This window comes from Haloarchaeobius amylolyticus (assembly GCF_042678045.1).
In the GTDB taxonomy this organism is placed as follows: domain Archaea; phylum Halobacteriota; class Halobacteria; order Halobacteriales; family Natrialbaceae; genus Natrinema; species Natrinema amylolyticus_A.
This window is the reverse complement of sequence record NZ_JBHUDI010000003.1, coordinates 183,023-199,429: the sequence shown is the minus strand read 5'-3', so window position 1 is coordinate 199,429 and position 16,407 is coordinate 183,023. Positions and strand designations below refer to the sequence as shown.

13 protein-coding genes and 1 pseudogene are annotated in these 16,407 nt (G+C 58.2%); 8 read left to right on the top strand and 6 right to left on the bottom strand.

The window, feature by feature from the left end:
* Positions 1–43 precede the first annotated feature (43 nt).
* On the top strand, positions 44–871 hold the full coding sequence (locus ACFR99_RS04775) for an undecaprenyl-diphosphate phosphatase (protein ID WP_390284868.1): 828 nt from the start codon (positions 44–46) through the stop codon (positions 869–871).
* Positions 872–1,597: 726 nt separating this feature from the next.
* On the opposite strand, the gene ACFR99_RS04770 is transcribed toward ACFR99_RS04775, so the two are convergent.
* Both ACFR99_RS04770 and ACFR99_RS04765 read right to left on the bottom strand, forming a co-directional pair.
* Complete coding sequence (locus tag ACFR99_RS04770) at positions 1,598–2,122, bottom strand: hypothetical protein (protein WP_390284866.1); 525 nt, start codon at positions 2,120–2,122, stop codon at positions 1,598–1,600.
* A gap of 239 nt (positions 2,123–2,361) precedes the next feature.
* Positions 2,362–2,898, bottom strand: coding sequence for a DUF7344 domain-containing protein (locus tag ACFR99_RS04765; RefSeq protein ID WP_390284864.1), 537 nt, complete (start codon positions 2,896–2,898; stop codon positions 2,362–2,364).
* Between the two features lie 243 nt (positions 2,899–3,141).
* On the opposite strand from ACFR99_RS04765, the gene ACFR99_RS04760 reads away from it, so the two are divergent.
* The 5 genes from ACFR99_RS04760 to ACFR99_RS04740 all read left to right on the top strand — a co-directional run bounded on the left by ACFR99_RS04760 (position 3,142) and on the right by ACFR99_RS04740 (position 9,156).
* Positions 3,142–4,605: a SipW-dependent-type signal peptide-containing protein gene (locus ACFR99_RS04760; protein WP_390284862.1), complete on the top strand. Its 1,464-nt coding sequence runs from the start codon at positions 3,142–3,144 to the stop codon at positions 4,603–4,605.
* An 84-nt stretch (positions 4,606–4,689) separates the two neighbouring features.
* On the top strand, positions 4,690–6,105 hold the full coding sequence (locus ACFR99_RS04755) for a SipW-dependent-type signal peptide-containing protein (protein WP_390284860.1): 1,416 nt from the start codon (positions 4,690–4,692) through the stop codon (positions 6,103–6,105).
* 599 nt (positions 6,106–6,704) lie between these two features.
* Complete coding sequence (locus tag ACFR99_RS04750; protein ID WP_390284858.1) at positions 6,705–7,778, top strand: hypothetical protein; 1,074 nt, start codon at positions 6,705–6,707, stop codon at positions 7,776–7,778.
* Positions 7,771–8,853 carry a signal peptidase I gene (locus tag ACFR99_RS04745; protein ID WP_390284856.1) on the top strand — a complete coding sequence of 361 codons (1,083 nt, stop codon included), beginning with the start codon at positions 7,771–7,773 and terminating at the stop codon, positions 8,851–8,853. Before ACFR99_RS04750 ends, ACFR99_RS04745 begins: the two co-directional genes overlap by 8 nt.
* On the top strand, positions 8,854–9,156 hold the full coding sequence (locus ACFR99_RS04740) for a hypothetical protein (RefSeq protein WP_390284854.1): 303 nt from the start codon (positions 8,854–8,856) through the stop codon (positions 9,154–9,156).
* Positions 9,157–9,248: 92 nt separating this feature from the next.
* Here ACFR99_RS04740 and glmS read toward each other — a convergent pair whose 3' ends face one another.
* From glmS to ACFR99_RS04725, 3 genes are all read right to left on the bottom strand, one after another.
* A complete protein-coding gene (gene glmS, locus ACFR99_RS04735; protein ID WP_390284852.1) occupies positions 9,249–11,045 on the bottom strand; it encodes a glutamine--fructose-6-phosphate transaminase (isomerizing) in 1,797 nt (598 codons plus the stop codon).
* Positions 11,045–12,229, bottom strand: coding sequence for a sugar phosphate nucleotidyltransferase (locus ACFR99_RS04730; protein ID WP_390284850.1), 1,185 nt, complete (start codon positions 12,227–12,229; stop codon positions 11,045–11,047). Before ACFR99_RS04730 ends, glmS begins: the two co-directional genes overlap by 1 nt.
* Positions 12,230–12,343: 114 nt before the next feature.
* A complete protein-coding gene (locus ACFR99_RS04725; protein ID WP_390284848.1) occupies positions 12,344–13,351 on the bottom strand; it encodes a DUF1616 domain-containing protein in 1,008 nt (335 codons plus the stop codon).
* A gap of 1,287 nt (positions 13,352–14,638) precedes the next feature.
* Between ACFR99_RS04725 and ACFR99_RS04720 the strand changes: the two genes are divergently transcribed.
* Positions 14,639–15,478 (top strand): DUF7982 domain-containing protein, encoded by an 840-nt coding sequence (locus tag ACFR99_RS04720; protein ID WP_390284846.1) that lies wholly within the window; start codon positions 14,639–14,641, stop codon positions 15,476–15,478.
* Positions 15,479–15,499: 21 nt separating this feature from the next.
* On the opposite strand, the gene ACFR99_RS20345 is transcribed toward ACFR99_RS04720, so the two are convergent.
* On the bottom strand, positions 15,500–15,778 hold the full coding sequence (locus tag ACFR99_RS20345; RefSeq protein ID WP_465260890.1) for a DUF8044 family membrane protein: 279 nt from the start codon (positions 15,776–15,778) through the stop codon (positions 15,500–15,502).
* Positions 15,779–16,102: 324 nt separating this feature from the next.
* Between ACFR99_RS20345 and ACFR99_RS04715 the strand changes: the two are divergent.
* Positions 16,103–16,407 (top strand): annotated as a pseudogene (locus ACFR99_RS04715) (carboxylate--amine ligase); the annotation flags it as partial.

Sequence of the window (16,407 nt, the reverse complement as noted above, 5' to 3'; positions counted from 1 at the left end):
GAATCGGCTTCATTTAAGTTGCCGCACTGTCGCATCATCATCAGTGAGCCGAATCGACCTCGTCGTCGCAATCCTCGCCGGGATCGTCCAGGGAATCGTCGAGTGGTTGCCCGTCTCGAGTCAGGGCAACCTTGCACTGTTCCTGACGATCGCGGGAACCGACCCTGCAGTTGCGGTGCAACTGGCGTTATTCTTGCAGGTCGGTACGACGCTCTCGGCGGCGGTCTACTACCGCGACGATATTGCGGCGGCTATCCTCGCAGTGCCCGGCTGGCGACCCGACAGTGCGTACACTGGGGAGAACGCCATCGCGTCGTACGTCGTCGTTGCCACGCTGATGACCGGCGTCGTGGGAATTCCACTGTACGTATACGCAGTCGACTTTGCCGGCCAACTCACTGGCGGCATCTTCATCGCGGCTATCGGTGTCCTCCTGGTGCTCACGGGTATCCTTCAGCTCGCCTCAGAGTCGGTGTCGATGGGGATCCGCGACGCGCCGACGCTGCCGGACTCAGTTCTGGTCGGGGCCGTACAGGGCGTTGCGATCCTGCCTGGGATCTCCCGGTCAGGTGTGACGACGAGTGCGTTGCTATTCCGGAGTTACGAGCCGCCGGCGGCGTTCCGACTCTCTTTTCTGTTGTCAATCCCTGCCAGTCTCGGTGCGGCTGTCCTCACCGTCACGGGTGCTGGTGGTCTTCCCGGTATTGAGCCTGTGCCTGCGCTGGCAGCACTCGGCGTTAGTTCCTTTATCGGCTATCTCACCATCGATGCCCTCATGCGGATCGTCGACCGCATCCCGTTCTGGGTCGTCTGTTTCGGCCTCGGTGGGCTCGCGATCGTCGGTGGTGGGGTCGTCTCTATTGTCGTGTGATAGGGAGATAGAGACTATTGATGAGTCACGCCTCCAACCGTCGTCATAATCAGCTCTAGCCACCGCAAGGTGGTGTTGTGCGGCAATAGAACGCAATTCTAGGAATAGAAAAAAGAAGGACTCGAGATCATTTCCCAACTCGAGTAGATCCCCTGAAACGCGTGTCGTGTAGCGAAGCGAGCATCCCAGAAGCGTAGTCGCGCCAGCAAACACGATCGGAAACGGGGTGGCTAAAAACTCATAACCGGCCCCCGTCTATCGGTTTTGAACTGCCGATGTCTACCATCAACTCGAGAAGCCAGTGGGAGTGCCCCCACTCAGCGAGCGACTGCGGTCTCCCAATACGTAGAGCGACTCGAGAAAACCCAGACAAAGAATCCCGAGGAAGAGGCCTATTCAACTGGTTTTCATGCGATTGGGGTGTGAGTCTGTACAGCCATTAGCCGATTTCAATCTCGACTCGAGTACGAAAGCCCGATTTGTGCGAGCTACGACCTCAACAGCCAATCCATCGCTCGAGCAATCACCGTCCTAGATTCTCACTCGAGAGACCCCCACAGCAACACTTGCGGAGGGCAGAGCCGATTATGACGATTGGATCACGTTCCTGTGATATGTACAGAGCGTCTCGAGAGCGGAACAGACACGGAACGCTGGAAGAAGCGAGAATACAATCCGAACTCCGATAGAGAGACACCGCAGAGGAGAACTACCCAGCCCGGTACGCTACGGGAGATATGGTGATCGATCCCGGAGCCACTCTGCAGGATAGACAGCCGTCATGCTAGGTGTGTCGATCCGGAACTGTTGGGGTGGCGTGGTCTTTGCATACGTTTTCTCGACTCGAGGTGGCCCCTCGAGTGGGTCGTTGAGCGCAGAGAGTATTTTGTGACCATCGGCCTGTTTCATGACGACCCAGATTGCAGCCTCGGGTTCACACGCAGCCATTTTGTCGAAGTCGACGGGTACTGCGCGCCGGACGTCGTGGTTGATACGTTCAACCTCGGCTGTGACGATGATCTCGCCATCAGCATCCACACCTGCGAGGTCGAGTCGATGTTGATCGTTGAGTTCGTAATACGGAATGACTTCGGTGACCTCCGATTGGGGGTCCTCTGCGTACGCTTCTGCTTCTTCGAGATGCTGTCGGGTAACTTCGACGCCAAGGACGTGTTCGCTGGATTCATCGAGATCACCGACTCTGTGGCCGTAATCGACGCCGAATACGGTCAGTACGGCCCCGGATAACACCTACATCGTGCTCGAGTAGCGGACGTGCTTACCGGTCTCGAGGGCTATAGTAGCCACTGAAGGTCAAGACATACTCGATCGTACGACTGCTGTGTGATCGGTGTGTAAATCGTTTCAGCTGTTCCTATAGCTCGTCCTCCGGAACCGGGCGGCGGGTCGTTAGCTGAAAGAGAGGGGCGCTAAGCCCCCGTCCTCAAGGAGCGAACGGCGTTAGCCGCGAGCGAGTAGGGCGGGGTAATTCACGTTCGCAGTGCCTGAACGACGAGCCACCGATTCATCCATAGCTGGTAGGACGTGGCAATGACGAACACGACGAGAAATCCTGTCGCCCACAGCAGAGGGGCGATCCAACCAAAGGGTGGAACTCCTGCGAGCGCAAGAACGACGACTGTCAGCCCGCTGACGCCGATAGACCTGTAAATCTCACCCCATGTAAGGCCGTGTTCGGTGAGCACCTCCATATAGCGATTCACATCTCGAGCACGCTCACGAATCCTCACTTCGCGTGTATCACGGTCGTAGGTGACAACGCCGAGTTCCTCGAGCTTCGGGAGGTGTGTCTGGTGTAGTGAGTTGTAGACGCTTTCACGAGTGGTTCGGGGCGGCGGCGATTCGCCGGTCTCCCGCGTGGCGATCGTTTCCGAGAGCTCTCGCAGCGAAATCGGGCCGCCCTCTGGAGTGACTGATAGATGTCTGATGGTCTCTCGGCGCCGTTGATTGGCGAGTATCTCGTATATCTCTCCCTCCGGTAACGAATTTCTGCGGAACATCCCCATACGGTTTCCCCGAAAAGATATCACAAGTATCTCTTTATTAATATCATCTCCCTAGAGGAGCGATCGAGGTTTTTGGTCTCCGTTCTCGACAATCCTCATCGCGTGAACGATCATGAACAGAACGTGTTCCGTAACTCACGCGCTGCGGAACGTGTTCTGTTTGGCTGAAAGTAAATATTACTAATCTTTCATATGTGCTTATAGACTTCTAACGATCGATTCGATGGTTGTGTGCCCGGTCAAATGGGCCGTTCGAACGCTTATTTGGCCCATTTGAGTCCTCTATTGCTCTGTTCGATCCTGTCGTGTCGATGTATAACAATACGGGACTCTCGACATGACTGGAACAACCGGATGGGGCGATTAGAGCCCGTCCGGGGGGAAACAATGACCGACGATACACACATCGACCTCTCGCGTCGCAAGGTGCTCGGGAGTCTCGGCGCCATCGGCGTCGCCTCCGCGGGTGCTGGGTTCGGCACGAGTGCGTACTTCAACGACGAGGAAACGTTCGACGACAACATCATGACGGCAGGGACACTCGACCTGCTGGTCGACTACTACTCTTACTGGAATCAGGGGTCAGCTGGCTCTGACTACGTGTCAGGAACCGCTGATGGAGAAGCGGTCAGCAGCGATCTTTCAGACGTGAAGCCAGGCGACAGCGGTATTATTGCGTTCTGTCCCCGTATCGAAACCAATCCTGCGTACCTGTGGTTATGTGGTGAACTTACTGATTCTAGTGAGAATGGATACACCGAGCCCGAACCGGAGGACAATAACGGCGAGGGTGAATTGGAGGAGAACATCGACGTCACTGTCAGCTACTGTACCCTGAACGATATTGGAGACAGCTTTGACCCCAAAGATGTCGATAGCCAAACTGAAATCTGGAAAGGGACGCTCGCCGACCTGCTGGCCAAGGTTCGGTACGGCGTCCCACTCGACGGCAACAGTGGGGCTCCCAACCCTGACGGTGGGTTTTTCGCACCCGGCAGTCAGGAGTGCTTCGACGGGACCGGCGACAAGACGGAAAAGAAAAATCCGTGCATCTGTCTCGACTGGGAAGTTCCGAAGTCGGTCGGTAACGAGATCCAGGGAGACTCCCTCGAGTTCAATCTCCAGTTCTACGCGGAACAGTGCCGGCACAACGACGGTACACGGAATCCCTGTAGCGAAACGTTCAGGATAGAACGAGGATTCAGCGGCACTGATTCCGAGAACTGTGACTTCAGCGATCCGATCGAACTGCCCTATGGAGGCCTCGGATCCGAACAGACGATGGATATCGCACTGAACGGCGATCCGGTCGCGATCAGTATCGATCTGGCGAAAGAACTTGTCGGAGGGCAGTATCCGGACAACTTCGGAATCGCATTCGATACTGACGATGACGATGTAGGAGACTTCCAGATCATGTATACTTCCGGCACGGGCTTCGAATATGAAGAACCAGTTGCTTCGGGATCCATTTCCAGTCTTCCCGGCGATATTAACGGTTCAGCCGACGGGAATGGGCGGTACACGATCGAGATCCCACGGAGTCGCTTGGGAACCAACTTCTCAGTTGGCGGAAAGGTCGGCTTTGCGAGCGAAACGCCTCCGAGCGGTAGCGGAAACATCGTTGTCAATCTGACACCCGAGTTCTGTTTTGGACCGGATGGGTTCGACGACGCTAGCACCTATGTAGACGTCGCGCTCCAGTAGCACAGTTGACGATCAACTGACCCACTTGGAGCACGGCGGTTCGATTCCGCCAGTGGGTCTTCCCCCGGAGGGGGGTGAACGAATATGTCAGACGACGAAAATAGACTGTCACGACGGAAGATCCTCGGCAGCCTGGGAGCGATTGGTATCGCCTCCGCGGGCGCCGGATTCGGGACGAGTGCGTACTTCAACGATCGCGAGACGTTTGACGACAACTCACTGACGGCTGGCGAACTGGATCTCCGGCTCGACTGGCAACAGCTGTACTACGGGCCGGAGGAGAACACCGATCGATACGCACCGTACGGTGACGCGGGCTACCCGTTCGTCAACGCACACCCGGATCACGAACCGAACGGCGAACAGTCGTTAGATACTGACGAGCTGGATGAGTTCGCCAACGAAGGCGTCGTCGCGTACTCCGACGAGGGTGCAAACATCCAGGAGTACCTGACCTGCGAAACCCTCGAGAACTACGAGGTCCCGGATGATTTCTACAATGGTGTTCGGACACAGGACAGTCTCATCGAACTCGAGGACATCAAACCCGGCGACTGTGGTGAGGTAACATTCAGCTTCCACCTGTGTGACAACCCGGGTTACGTCTGGTTCTTCGGTGAAGCCGGGGAAATAGACGACGAACTCGCAGAAGAGATTCTTGTACAGGCGTGGTACGACCTCGACTGTGACAACGACCTGGATGAGGACGACGAGGACCGGATCATCGTTAATCAACGGACGAGTCTCGCGAACTGGCTCGAGGAGCTTGAAGGGTACGACGGGTATATGCTGAACCCGGGGGCGTACGGAATCGCGGGTGTCGGCGGGGACGACGGCGTGAGTTCCGGTAGCCAGTGTCTGAACCTCGGAAAAATCGAGTGGACAAACGACGGTCTCGCTTTAGACGATGAGGATGATGGGGAACTCTTGGCGGTCGAGGAGGACACGCTGGCGTACGTCTTCCAGATGGAAGATTCGGAGACTGGGGCGCAGATAATCCTCAGGATCTTTGAACTGGAACAGAAAACCAACGGTACCACGGAAACGTTACAATCTGAGGATGATTTCGCCGAATTAGACGTCGTAGAATTCGACTGGGAGATTCTCGAGGAGTACACGGTAGGCGAAACGACGTACGAATCGCACGATCTCGGAATGTGTCAGTTAGAAGTCAAAGCTGGTGAGACGATCCAACAGTTCGACCTCCGAAACGGAGCATGTACGACCGGTCAAGACGACTTCATGACGCCGGATGAAGACAATAGGGGGATCAGCTACACCGAATTCTGGTACTGTTACGGCGAAGGAGAGCCCGGCCTCTGTTTCCCCGGAAACGAGACGTTCTGTATCGGGTTCGAGTGGTGTCTCCCGACGGATGCGAGTCGGGTCGTCGATAGTGTCAACGACCTCCAAAACACTTCGGTGAGTTTTGATCTCGGGTTCTACACCGAGCAATGTCGACATAATCCGGACCCAACCGGCCCATCCAGTGGTAGCTAACTACGACGGAGCCGTTAGTTTCAATTGACATGTATCGGTCTAAAAGAGAGTTTCTCGATGGCTGGAATCGAGGGCGAGGAATCGACGCGGTGCGCCGGCTTCATTTCGACGGTGGCTCCCTCATTGTCGAAGAACTTCTGAGCGGGCGAGATCGGTTGGACTGATACGGTCACTTGACCTCACTGACGTCGGCGTACGGTTTACACATCGATCTACTTTACACTCGAGACGGCTAGCGGAGCGGTCGTCCGGGACAACGACGAACGAACGCGACCCGCCTCGTCACGCCAGCTCTCGGCGATCGTTTTCCGATTTCACTCGGAATGCAGTCGTTACTGACCAGTATGGAATTGTGACTGTTTGTTATGCGACTAATTATCATAACGGTATCTGTTGTGCTGAATTCGTGAAACCGGGTCGTCCTAGCCGGGCGATCGGGAGGGGAATTCGATGATGATTGACATCACACGAAGCGAAATAGGGGGTATCGACGACGAGGACTGCCTCGAGCAAGCCCGTCAACCGATTGTGCCCTATCATGACGGAGTCAATACCCAGGGGAGTCGTAATCGACCGGCCGAAACCGGGGGTTTGGCACCGTGACGGACGACTCGGTGCCGACCAGACGTCGGCTCCTCGCGGCCCTCGGAACTGTCGGCGGGCTCGCGGCCGCTGCTGGTGCGAGGACGGTTGCCTCGTTCTCCGGCGAGGCGGGGGTCGCCGGCAGCTTGCAGGCCGGCCGCGTTGAACTCGATGTAGATTGCGACGGCTGCAACGTCGTAGATGATCGCTTGCAACTGGCGCTTGAATCAGTCGCACCCGGAGAGCGGAAGACGAAGACCGTCCGACTCACCGTCCCGGACGGGTCCAATTCGGTTCGGCTGTGGTCTCGAACCGGGTGTCCTCCGGTCGCGGATCCGCTCGGTGAGGCCCTCGAGACTCGTCTCTCCGTTAGTCCGGACTGTAACGAGGACAAGCGGCATCTCCTGCCCAGGGACTCAGACGAGTGGGCATCGTTCACGGAGCTTCGACGGGCGTTGCACGACGGGATACGGCTCGACGATCCCGATGACCCCTGTCTGGCAGGGGGAACGCAGCTGTGTCTCGACCTCGAGTATCGTCTCCCCACAGATGCGACCTGGGTTGTCGATGCCGAGACAGATCTCGTTCTCGAACTATTTGCCCAGCAGTGCCGGCACGTCTCCGAGGACGCGGTCAGGTCCAGCCCATTCTCGGACGAAGACTGTCCGACCATCACGTGTTCGGACTGTGTCAGACTCGGTAAGCTCGAGGTGAAAGAAGACCGGCTCAAACCTGGCATCTACGATTTTGACGAGCTATACACCGACGACGAGAGAGATGGCACGTATCAACTCGAGGTGCTCACGGTGACCGACAAGATCGACGAGGACGAACGCGAGACTGTCTGTGCGAGCGTGCGGCTGCTGAAGGAGGGAAGTGAACCGACCGCACCACCACTGTGCACGGTGGCGGTCAAGGGTGGGAACCAGACTATCTACTATGACGTCGAGCCGCCGCTGACGCGGACGCGCGGAGAGGTGTGTGCTGCAACTGACACGGACGATCCAGGCGAGGAGTCGGACGGCCAACGGCCGGGGACAAGCAACCTCACAGTATTCGTCTGTGGCAACGAGGTGAGTGCCGATGGATAAGCGGACGGGTGCGAAGACGGTAGCGCTGCTCGCACTGCTCGTGCTCATCGTCCCGTTCGTGATCTACGCCGTCCCAGGCGCAGTTGGAGCCGATCATAGCTTCGTCGTCCTGTCCGGGAGTATGTCACCGACGATCGAGACCGGCGACGTCGTTATCGTTGACGAGACCGACCCGGCGACGATTCAGGAGGGAGATGTCATCACGTTCGCCCAGTCCGATGGCGAAACCCCGACAACGCACCGCGTGGTCGACGTCCAGCACCGGGATGGGCAGGTCGCCTTCGAGACGAAAGGTGATGCGAACGAGGAGCCGGACCCAGCGCCGGTGCCGTCGTCGAACGTGCTTGGGACCGTACTGTTTACGATCCCCTATATCGGGTACGTAATCCAGTTCGCGAACACCACGCTTGGATTCGTACTGCTCGTGGGCCTCCCAATGGGCGCGCTCGCGGTGTCCGAGGCCTGGCAGTTCGCGAAGCGATACCGCAATAAAGCAGGAGCCAGCACTGACGATTCTTCACTAGAGGAAGTCGAAGACGGATCGGCCGAACGCAACCCAGCTGACGCGTCACCGACGCTCGCAATACACCCGACTGACCTGGCTATAACGACCATCGCGCTGGCGCTGGTCACGCCGTATGCGGCCTACGTGGCCTTCCAGTTACGAACCGCGCTGACGTTTTCAATCGCGTTCGCGAGCCTCTTTACGGCGCTCACCACAGGTGGCCTGTTGCTTACTAACCGATCTTCTGAAGACAGCCAGTCGGAACCCGATCAGGCTGACAGCCCACCGCTGCTCGCGATTCATCCGACTGACCTGGCTATGACGACCATCGTGCTGGTTCTTGTCACGCCGTATGCGGCCTACGTGGCCTTCCAGTTACGAACCGCGCTGACGTTTTCGATCGTGTTCGCGAGTCTCTTTCTGGCGCTCGCTACGGGTGGCCGGTTGCTCGCCGAACGGTTCCCCAAGGATGACCGATCGCAACCAAACCCGGACAGTGAGACGGAAGCCGACGACGATGCCTCGCCCGATCCGGCACCCGACGGCGGTTCCGTCGAGGAGGTGGAGTAAATGTCCTCGGCGCTGCGGCTCACGACCTTGCTCGTCTGTGTGGCGCTGGTCTGCGCTGCAGTTGTAGGTGGGCCGGGAACTGGCGCGCTGTTGAGCGACGACCACGTCGCGGCAGGCAACATCTCCGCTGATGTCGACAACGAGCCAACTGTCGATGTAATCGACGAGACGGAGACGACGAATACGACGAACACGACGGACGAGACGGAGACGACGAACACGACGAATACGACGAACACGACGGACGAGACGGAGACGACGAATACGACGAACGCAGCGATCGCGAGGATGCGCAGTTACTAACCTCTGACAATACGGAAGCAGATGATCAGGTGACGTACTATTGAAATGTGTTGGAGGGATAGCAGACCTATTCGGACCTTATCGGACGGACGTCACTCGACTGTTACGCTCTTGGCGAGGTTTCTCGGTTTATCGATCGATCGACCGAGCCGGTGAGCGACCCAGTAGGACAACAGTTGGAGTTGTACGTTCGCCAGAACAGGCATGAAACGCGGTTTCGTCCGGGGTACCCGCAAGACGTGATCGACGTAGCTTTCGACCTCGTCTACCGAATCGGTCACCGCGATCACAGGCGCGCTGCGGGCTTCGACCTCCTTTATGTTCCCGAGCATCTTCTCGGCTTTCGATTTCCCGTTGACGATCGCGATCACCGGCGTCTGATCGCCCACGAGCGCCAGCGGGCCATGTTTCAACTCACCGCCGGGGAACCCTTCCGCGTGTTTGTACGTGATCTCCTTCATTTTCAGTGCGCCCTCGAGCGCGACCGGTGCGCCGTATCCGCGGCCAATAAAGAAATACGCCTCTGCGTCCGCGTACGACTCGGCGATCTCTTTTGCACGCGACTCATCCAGGATTGACTGTATCTGATCCGGCAACGCCCGGAGAGCCTCTACGGATGCTCGTGAGGAGGTGTCAGTGAGAGCGATAGAGAGCATCGACAGTGCCACTTGCTGGGAGGCAAACGTCTTCGTCGCGGCCACGCTGATCTCGGGGCCCGCGCGGATGTACAGCACGTGGTCCGCTTCGCGCGAGGCCGAGCTGCCGACTACATTTGTCACCGCAAGCGTTCCCGCACCGGCCCGGTTCGCCTCCCGAAGCGCGTTCAGCGTATCGGCTGTTTCGCCGCTCTGAGTGACGGCGACAACGAGCGTCTCGTCGCCGAGTGGTACCTCATCGGCGTTGTATTCGCTCGCGTGGAACGCCATCGCCGGAACGCCGCGGTCGCGAAAGAGCCGTGCGGCGTACAGGGACGCGTGGTACGACGTTCCACAGGCGATGAAATGAACGGTCGACGGGCGATCGACGTCGGCGAGCTCGTCAACTGAGACGGTCCGGTCCAGTTCGGACAGTCGGCCACGGATACAGTCACGAATCGCCCGCGGCTGTTCGTTGATCTCCTTTTGCATGTAGTGGTCGTAGCCGCTCTTTCCGGCATCTTCCGGTTCCCAACTGATCGTCTCGACGGACGTGTCGATGATCGATCCGCGCTCGTCAGTCACCTTGACACCCGACGGACGGATCGTCGTGAACTGCCCGTCCTGCAGGTATATGACACGGTCGGTGTACTCGAGAAACGCGGGAACGTCGCTGGCCAAGTGATAGCCATCGTCGCCGATGCCGATGACCAGCGGCGACTGATGGCGAGCAGCGAAGACACCCTCGTGGCCGGAGAACACCGCTGCGACGGCGTAGCTTCCCTCCAGTCGTCCGATCGCGCGCCGAAACGCCGTTTCGACGTCGGCTCCTTGCTCGAGGGCGGTCTCGATCAAGTGCGGGATGACCTCCGTGTCGGTGTCGCTCTTGAACTCGTGACCGGTGGCTTCGAGTTCGTCACGGAGCGGCCGATAGTTTTCGATGATCCCGTTGTGGACGACCGCGACAGCTCCGCTGCAGTCGGTGTGCGGATGCGCGTTCTCGTCCGTTGGCGGGCCGTGCGTGCTCCAGCGTGTATGCCCGATACCGGCGTCGCCATCGAGGGAGTCTCGGGGAACCGCCGACTCGAGTGCTGACAGCTCACCCTCTCGTTTGAACACCGAGACCGACGGGTCCGTGATGGCCACGCCTGCCGAGTCGTAGCCCCGATACTCGAGCCCGGACAGCCCATCGAGTATCACGTTGATGACGTCTTGGTTGGACTCCGCCGGCGCGTAGCCGATGATTCCACACATTATGCTTGCACCTCCGTGTCTTCGGCGATCGTCCCGCGAACGGTCGAACCGGCGTGGACGGTGGCGTTGGATCCGACGATCGTTCCGGGGACGTACGTGACTCCACCTCGGTCATTGACGCGGTCGGCCAGCAGCGCACCGAGTGATTCGTCCTCGAAGACCCGATCCCCGACGCGAACGTCGCTTGGCCCGCCGGGAACGATTGAGCCGGCTCCGAGCGTAACGCCGGTCCCGGTAACACACTCGATCGCAATCGCGTTGGTCCCGATTCGCGTATCGGCGTCGACGACGCTCCGTTCGACGACCGCATTCGGCCCGACGGTCACGTTTTCTCCGAGACACACGTACGGTCCTACGACTGCGCCCGATTCGATCACACAGTCTTGATCGATCACGACCGGCTCTCGGATCGCTGCGGACTCGTGGACAGCCGACTCCTCATGGCTGTCTGACGATCGTGTTCCATCAATGATTCCTTCGTCGAACAGTTCGAACGAAACGTCAAGCAGGTCCCACGGATAGGTCGCGTCAACCCAGATGCCGTCGGAGACGACCCCGCGGACGATCTCACCGATATCGATGAGCGTCGACAGTCCGTCGACTAGGTGGTGTTCCCCGGCGCTCGGCTCCGCCGCTCGCACGGCGTCGAACACCGCCGGCTCAAGCACGTAGACGCCGGCGTTAAGATAATACTCCCGACCGTCGCTTGGGTTCTCGACGATACTCGTGACGCGTCCGTTGTCGACGGTTACGCCGCCGTATTCGCTGATATCGGCGCGCTGGAGCAACGCGAGAGTCGCAGCGGAGTCGGATTCGTGTCCCGCTATTGAATCTTGGATAATTCGACTGTCGACGATCTGATCTCCGTTGATCGCGAGACATGTCCCGTCGACGACGGATTCGGCCGCGAGCAGGGCGTGGCCGGTTCCGAGCTGTTTCTCCTGGGAAACATACGTGAGGGGGACGTTCCGATACGTCGGTCCGAAGTACGATTGGACCCGGTCGCGCCTGTACCCGACAACGACGACGATTTCCGAGACGCCGGCGTCGATGAGCTGATCGAAGACGTGCTCGAGAATTGGTCTCGTCGCCGCGGGCAGCATCGGTTTTGGGCGGTTCCGAGTGAGCGGGCGCAGTCGGTTTCCTTCGCCGGCCGCGAGGACGATAGCAGAGTAGCCAGACATACCTCTCCCTCTCGGGGTGGACTTCCTTTTAAATAGAAGACGGTATCAGAGTTCAATATCAGATATAAATTGGAATGTTGTCGCCGTCGCAACTGCGATGTGAGAAATAGTTTCTTATCCGGCAACGGATTCCGTTGTGTTCTCGGCGGTCGCCTCCCCGTCCATCGTGAGTGAGACGTACCGGTTTGCGTTCGATATCGACGGGTCGTCCGGCGGTTCGTCAAGATAAAGTAACCAGATGATTCGAACGTTCTCGCCCGTCATCGTCGGCTCGAGTTCGTATCCGAACTCGGCGCTCTCGCCGGCAGCAATGCGTACGTCGAATCGATCGAGTTCCAACTGGTCGGCGACTATTGTGTCGTTTCCGTTCGACTCAATGTCTTGTTCCACGACGACCACGGTGTAGTTTACCGTTCGGTCCTCGCGGTTGTCGATACCGACGGTAACTTCAGCGTTTTCACCGGCTTCGAGGTCGGTCGGGTAGTCGTCGGCCTCGAATTCGCCGTCTTCCGAGAGGAGGTAAATCGCCGAGAACTCATCGTCCTGCGGGAGAACCGTGGCGGCGTAGCCAACGCTTCCAATCGCGAGGACGACGGCCCCGATCAGCAGGAGGTTCAATGTCGCATCCGCGCGCGTATCGAACAGCGTAGCGCGCCCCGTTGCCAGCCACGATCGGTACGGAACCCGAAACCGTTCCGCTGCCGGAACGGTCCATCGACGAGCGGTGGCAACGGCTGTCGTGATCAGCGTGAACATAGAGACCGCGGTCATAAATGGGACCAGCCGAATCCCCCACGGTGTGAGATCGAGTGAGACGGCAATGAGGGGAACGACTACGAGGCTCGTCCCGACCGCGTAGGCGACACGCTCGATCCCGTCGATTCTCGTGGGCCACGGCGCATTCCAGAACCGGGGGTCGAGACGGTTACTCTCGGATCTGGCGTCCGTCTCGAATGCAGTCGTCTCAGCACCCCTCTCGCCACGTTCGGGAAAGAACGCGGCGACGAGGGCGTATCCTGGAGCGAAGAGTACGAACACAATGCCGATCGGAACCCGAAGCGGCGTCTCTCGAATTACGGGGGCGAATACGATGAAGTTAGCAAGGGCCACTATCGCGACCACTGCTGTGAGGTCCGCTGGGGGGACTTGTATGTCTCGTAGTCGGGAGACCGTCGACGGACGAGCGTCGGCCATCACCAGTAATTCAACGTCCGACGCTTAAGTTTGGTCAGTCAGCCACTGTGAATGAATGGTGCAGTGGTTCCTATCGCGAAGAGAATCTGACGGGATTGGTCGGAACCCACCTTCACGGCCTAGAGTGCGCTCGACCCGGCCGATCATTGGTCGACAGATGACAGAGTCTACAGAGATACAGCGAGAGTGCCTCGGGGCTTGACCCCGAGGGTGAATCGCGTAAGCTATATGATGGATACCACCGTATTGGAGAGTACAGTTGCGACATGGATTAAAGACCTTAATCCGAAGCAACTGCCGGCAGTTGCGAGGAATGCGACTCCTCTCAAAACCCGCGTCTTTGGCGTGGTGAGACGGGAGTTGTCGGGCCGTGGTGGAGCGGCCGACCCTCACGGACGCACCGAGCGTTCGGGTATTAATTCCAGACGACTCGTCATGGGAAGTCCGAGGGGAATTAAACTCGCCTGCGACCGCACGGCCCGTTTCGGGACGTGCGGTCAAAACGGTGAAGCCGCGGGGCTTGCCCCCGCGGTACTTCACGCGGGGTCCGTGATATGAATTTTGAGCGCATACCTCCGTCTTCAGGCAGAGGTCGAGCGATCGGCTCGACTCTCCAACCGCTATCGATGGCTGAACAGGATTTCCACCGTGATCGTTTTGATGTGGCTCGCCGTAGCAGAAAGTGCTACGAATACCGTGAGATGCCGTCCCCGAACCACAAGGGGAAGCGAACCAGCGGTGGTTCGTACGGCGATGACAGGGTATTCGATGGGGCCTGTTTGACCGGGTCACAGCCCTAGACAGGGGAGGAAACGAGAGTTCCCCCCAGTATGTTGCTGGTTCCCCTTGAGTGCGGGTTGGAACCTTGAACGCCACACTCGGCGGAAATCCGATGGTCGGATTCCACGTCCTTCAGAGCGTGGAGGAGGTCAAACCAGCCGAATATCTCGAGGTGCGAGCTAGTCACAGGCTACGCTCGGCCGAATTAATACTGATTTACTCGTTTTGATCATCAGTGGGTTTCAAATCGAATCAAGTATATTACGCGGATATGCAGTATACATCGATTGCTGAGCGCGCCCGAGCTGTGTGGCCACCATCGGAAAGCGCTCGAGTCACCTCGTCTCTTCCCTATGTCACGACAGAGCGGTCGGTGTGTCCTCACGTCGTTCTTTTCGCTTGCTCTCTCGGTCAGTTCCGAGATATCACCTACAGATGAGCGGCAAAAACTCCAACAACGCCGTTTCGACGGAAGCCACAACAGATCCTCAGGAAGGAGAGGTAAGAGACGACCAATTCGGGGTCCCGTCTCGAGACGAACGAGACTGGATCGAATACGAATCATCTTCCTGGTCTCGCTACCAACGGACGACGCTCGGACTAGCCGTCGTTGGGTTCATCGCCGCCGGCGCCGGCGTCGTCTTCCCCGATGCACGTCGAGTTCTGTTCGCGCTGGCTGGAACGGGGCTGTTCGGAGGGCTGCTTGCATACACCCTCTCACTTGATCGTGTCGTCGATGCAACGGTCGCTGATCACATCTCTGCGGCAGCCGCCGCCAACCAAGTCACGATTGCCGACGAGCTCGGACTGCGAACTGAACCGACGTATGTACCGAGTGACGGCGCCGTGTCGGCACGCCTGCAGCTGTCGAGATCTACCAATTTAAACCTCGATGGTCCGACCACCAGCGGGCATGGTCGCGAATTGACGTTCGAACCAACTGCCGGACGCCTCTTTCGGTACTTCGAGCGTGTGCTCGAAGACGAACTGGCAACCGACCCGCAGCCACTCACAGCCCAGCTCGCCGGCGGTCTCGTGGAGGTCTTCGAACTCGCAGACGCCATCGAGCCGTATCACATCGGGGAAGAATCTGTTACTGTTACCGTCTCCGGAAGTGTCCTCGGCGACCTCGACCGATTCGATCACCCCATTGCGTCGTTCCTCGCCGTCGGCTTCGCAGTCGGACTAGATCAGCCCGTCAATCTCGAGGTCGCTCCAGGAGCCGACGAAGGCGATTGGCAGCTGATCTGTTACTGGGGTTCGCGTCGAGAATGATGGCCATTCGGGCGGCCGTTGCTACGGAAGCGTTACGGCTGAAAGGAGGTCGGAGAGCCGAAGAGTCGCGATAACCGCGTAGACAAAAAGACCGAGCGCTCCGAGCCGCCGGAGTCGTGATCGCCATGGTACAGTTACGACCTGCGAGCTTGACAGCTCCGTTACGATCAAGAACCCGAGCAGTGAAACGCCAAAAAATAGCCCGTACGACAGCGCCTCTAGGGCGGTCAGCATGAGTATTACTGCACCCATCAACCCGATTTGTCTCCGCACGACCTGAACCCGGTGACGCGTCGTCATATACGGTGCTAACGACGGCAATGACCGTAAATCTCTTGTCGATCCGTTAGGAATAACTGATGGTTACATGGGCGTTCATTTATAAATAGAGCTGTAATTACGCCGACGGCGTCGATCCGACGACGTTCATCGATGCGTAAAGAATTACATCGACATGGCACTCCTTTTTATCTGACAATGTCTGGTTTATCTGAAGCACATTCCTATACCTTTTCGCGGTATTGACTGGACAATAGAATCATTCAGATCTCTATGGCCGAAAAAACAGCTGATCGGGTATCAGTTCTTATTCCGACAGGGTTCACTCCCTGGAGTTACCCGTGCGTGCGTTCGCTGGGCCGTCACGGCGTTCGTACGATCGTCGCATCGGAGCACAGGAGCGTCCCGGCCGGTACCTCCCGATTCTGTGACGAACGGGTCCGAATTCCGGCACCTAGCGATGACCTGTTCGCCTACAAAGATTCGCTGAAAGGAATTGCCGCCCGTCCGAACGTTCGAACGATTATCCCGACGCGACCGGAGGATCCCTACGTATTCGCGAAGTATCGGGACGAATTCGAACAGTACGTGTCGCTCGTCGTACCGCCACTGGACGTACTCAAAACCGTTCACGATCGAATGCGTCTCCA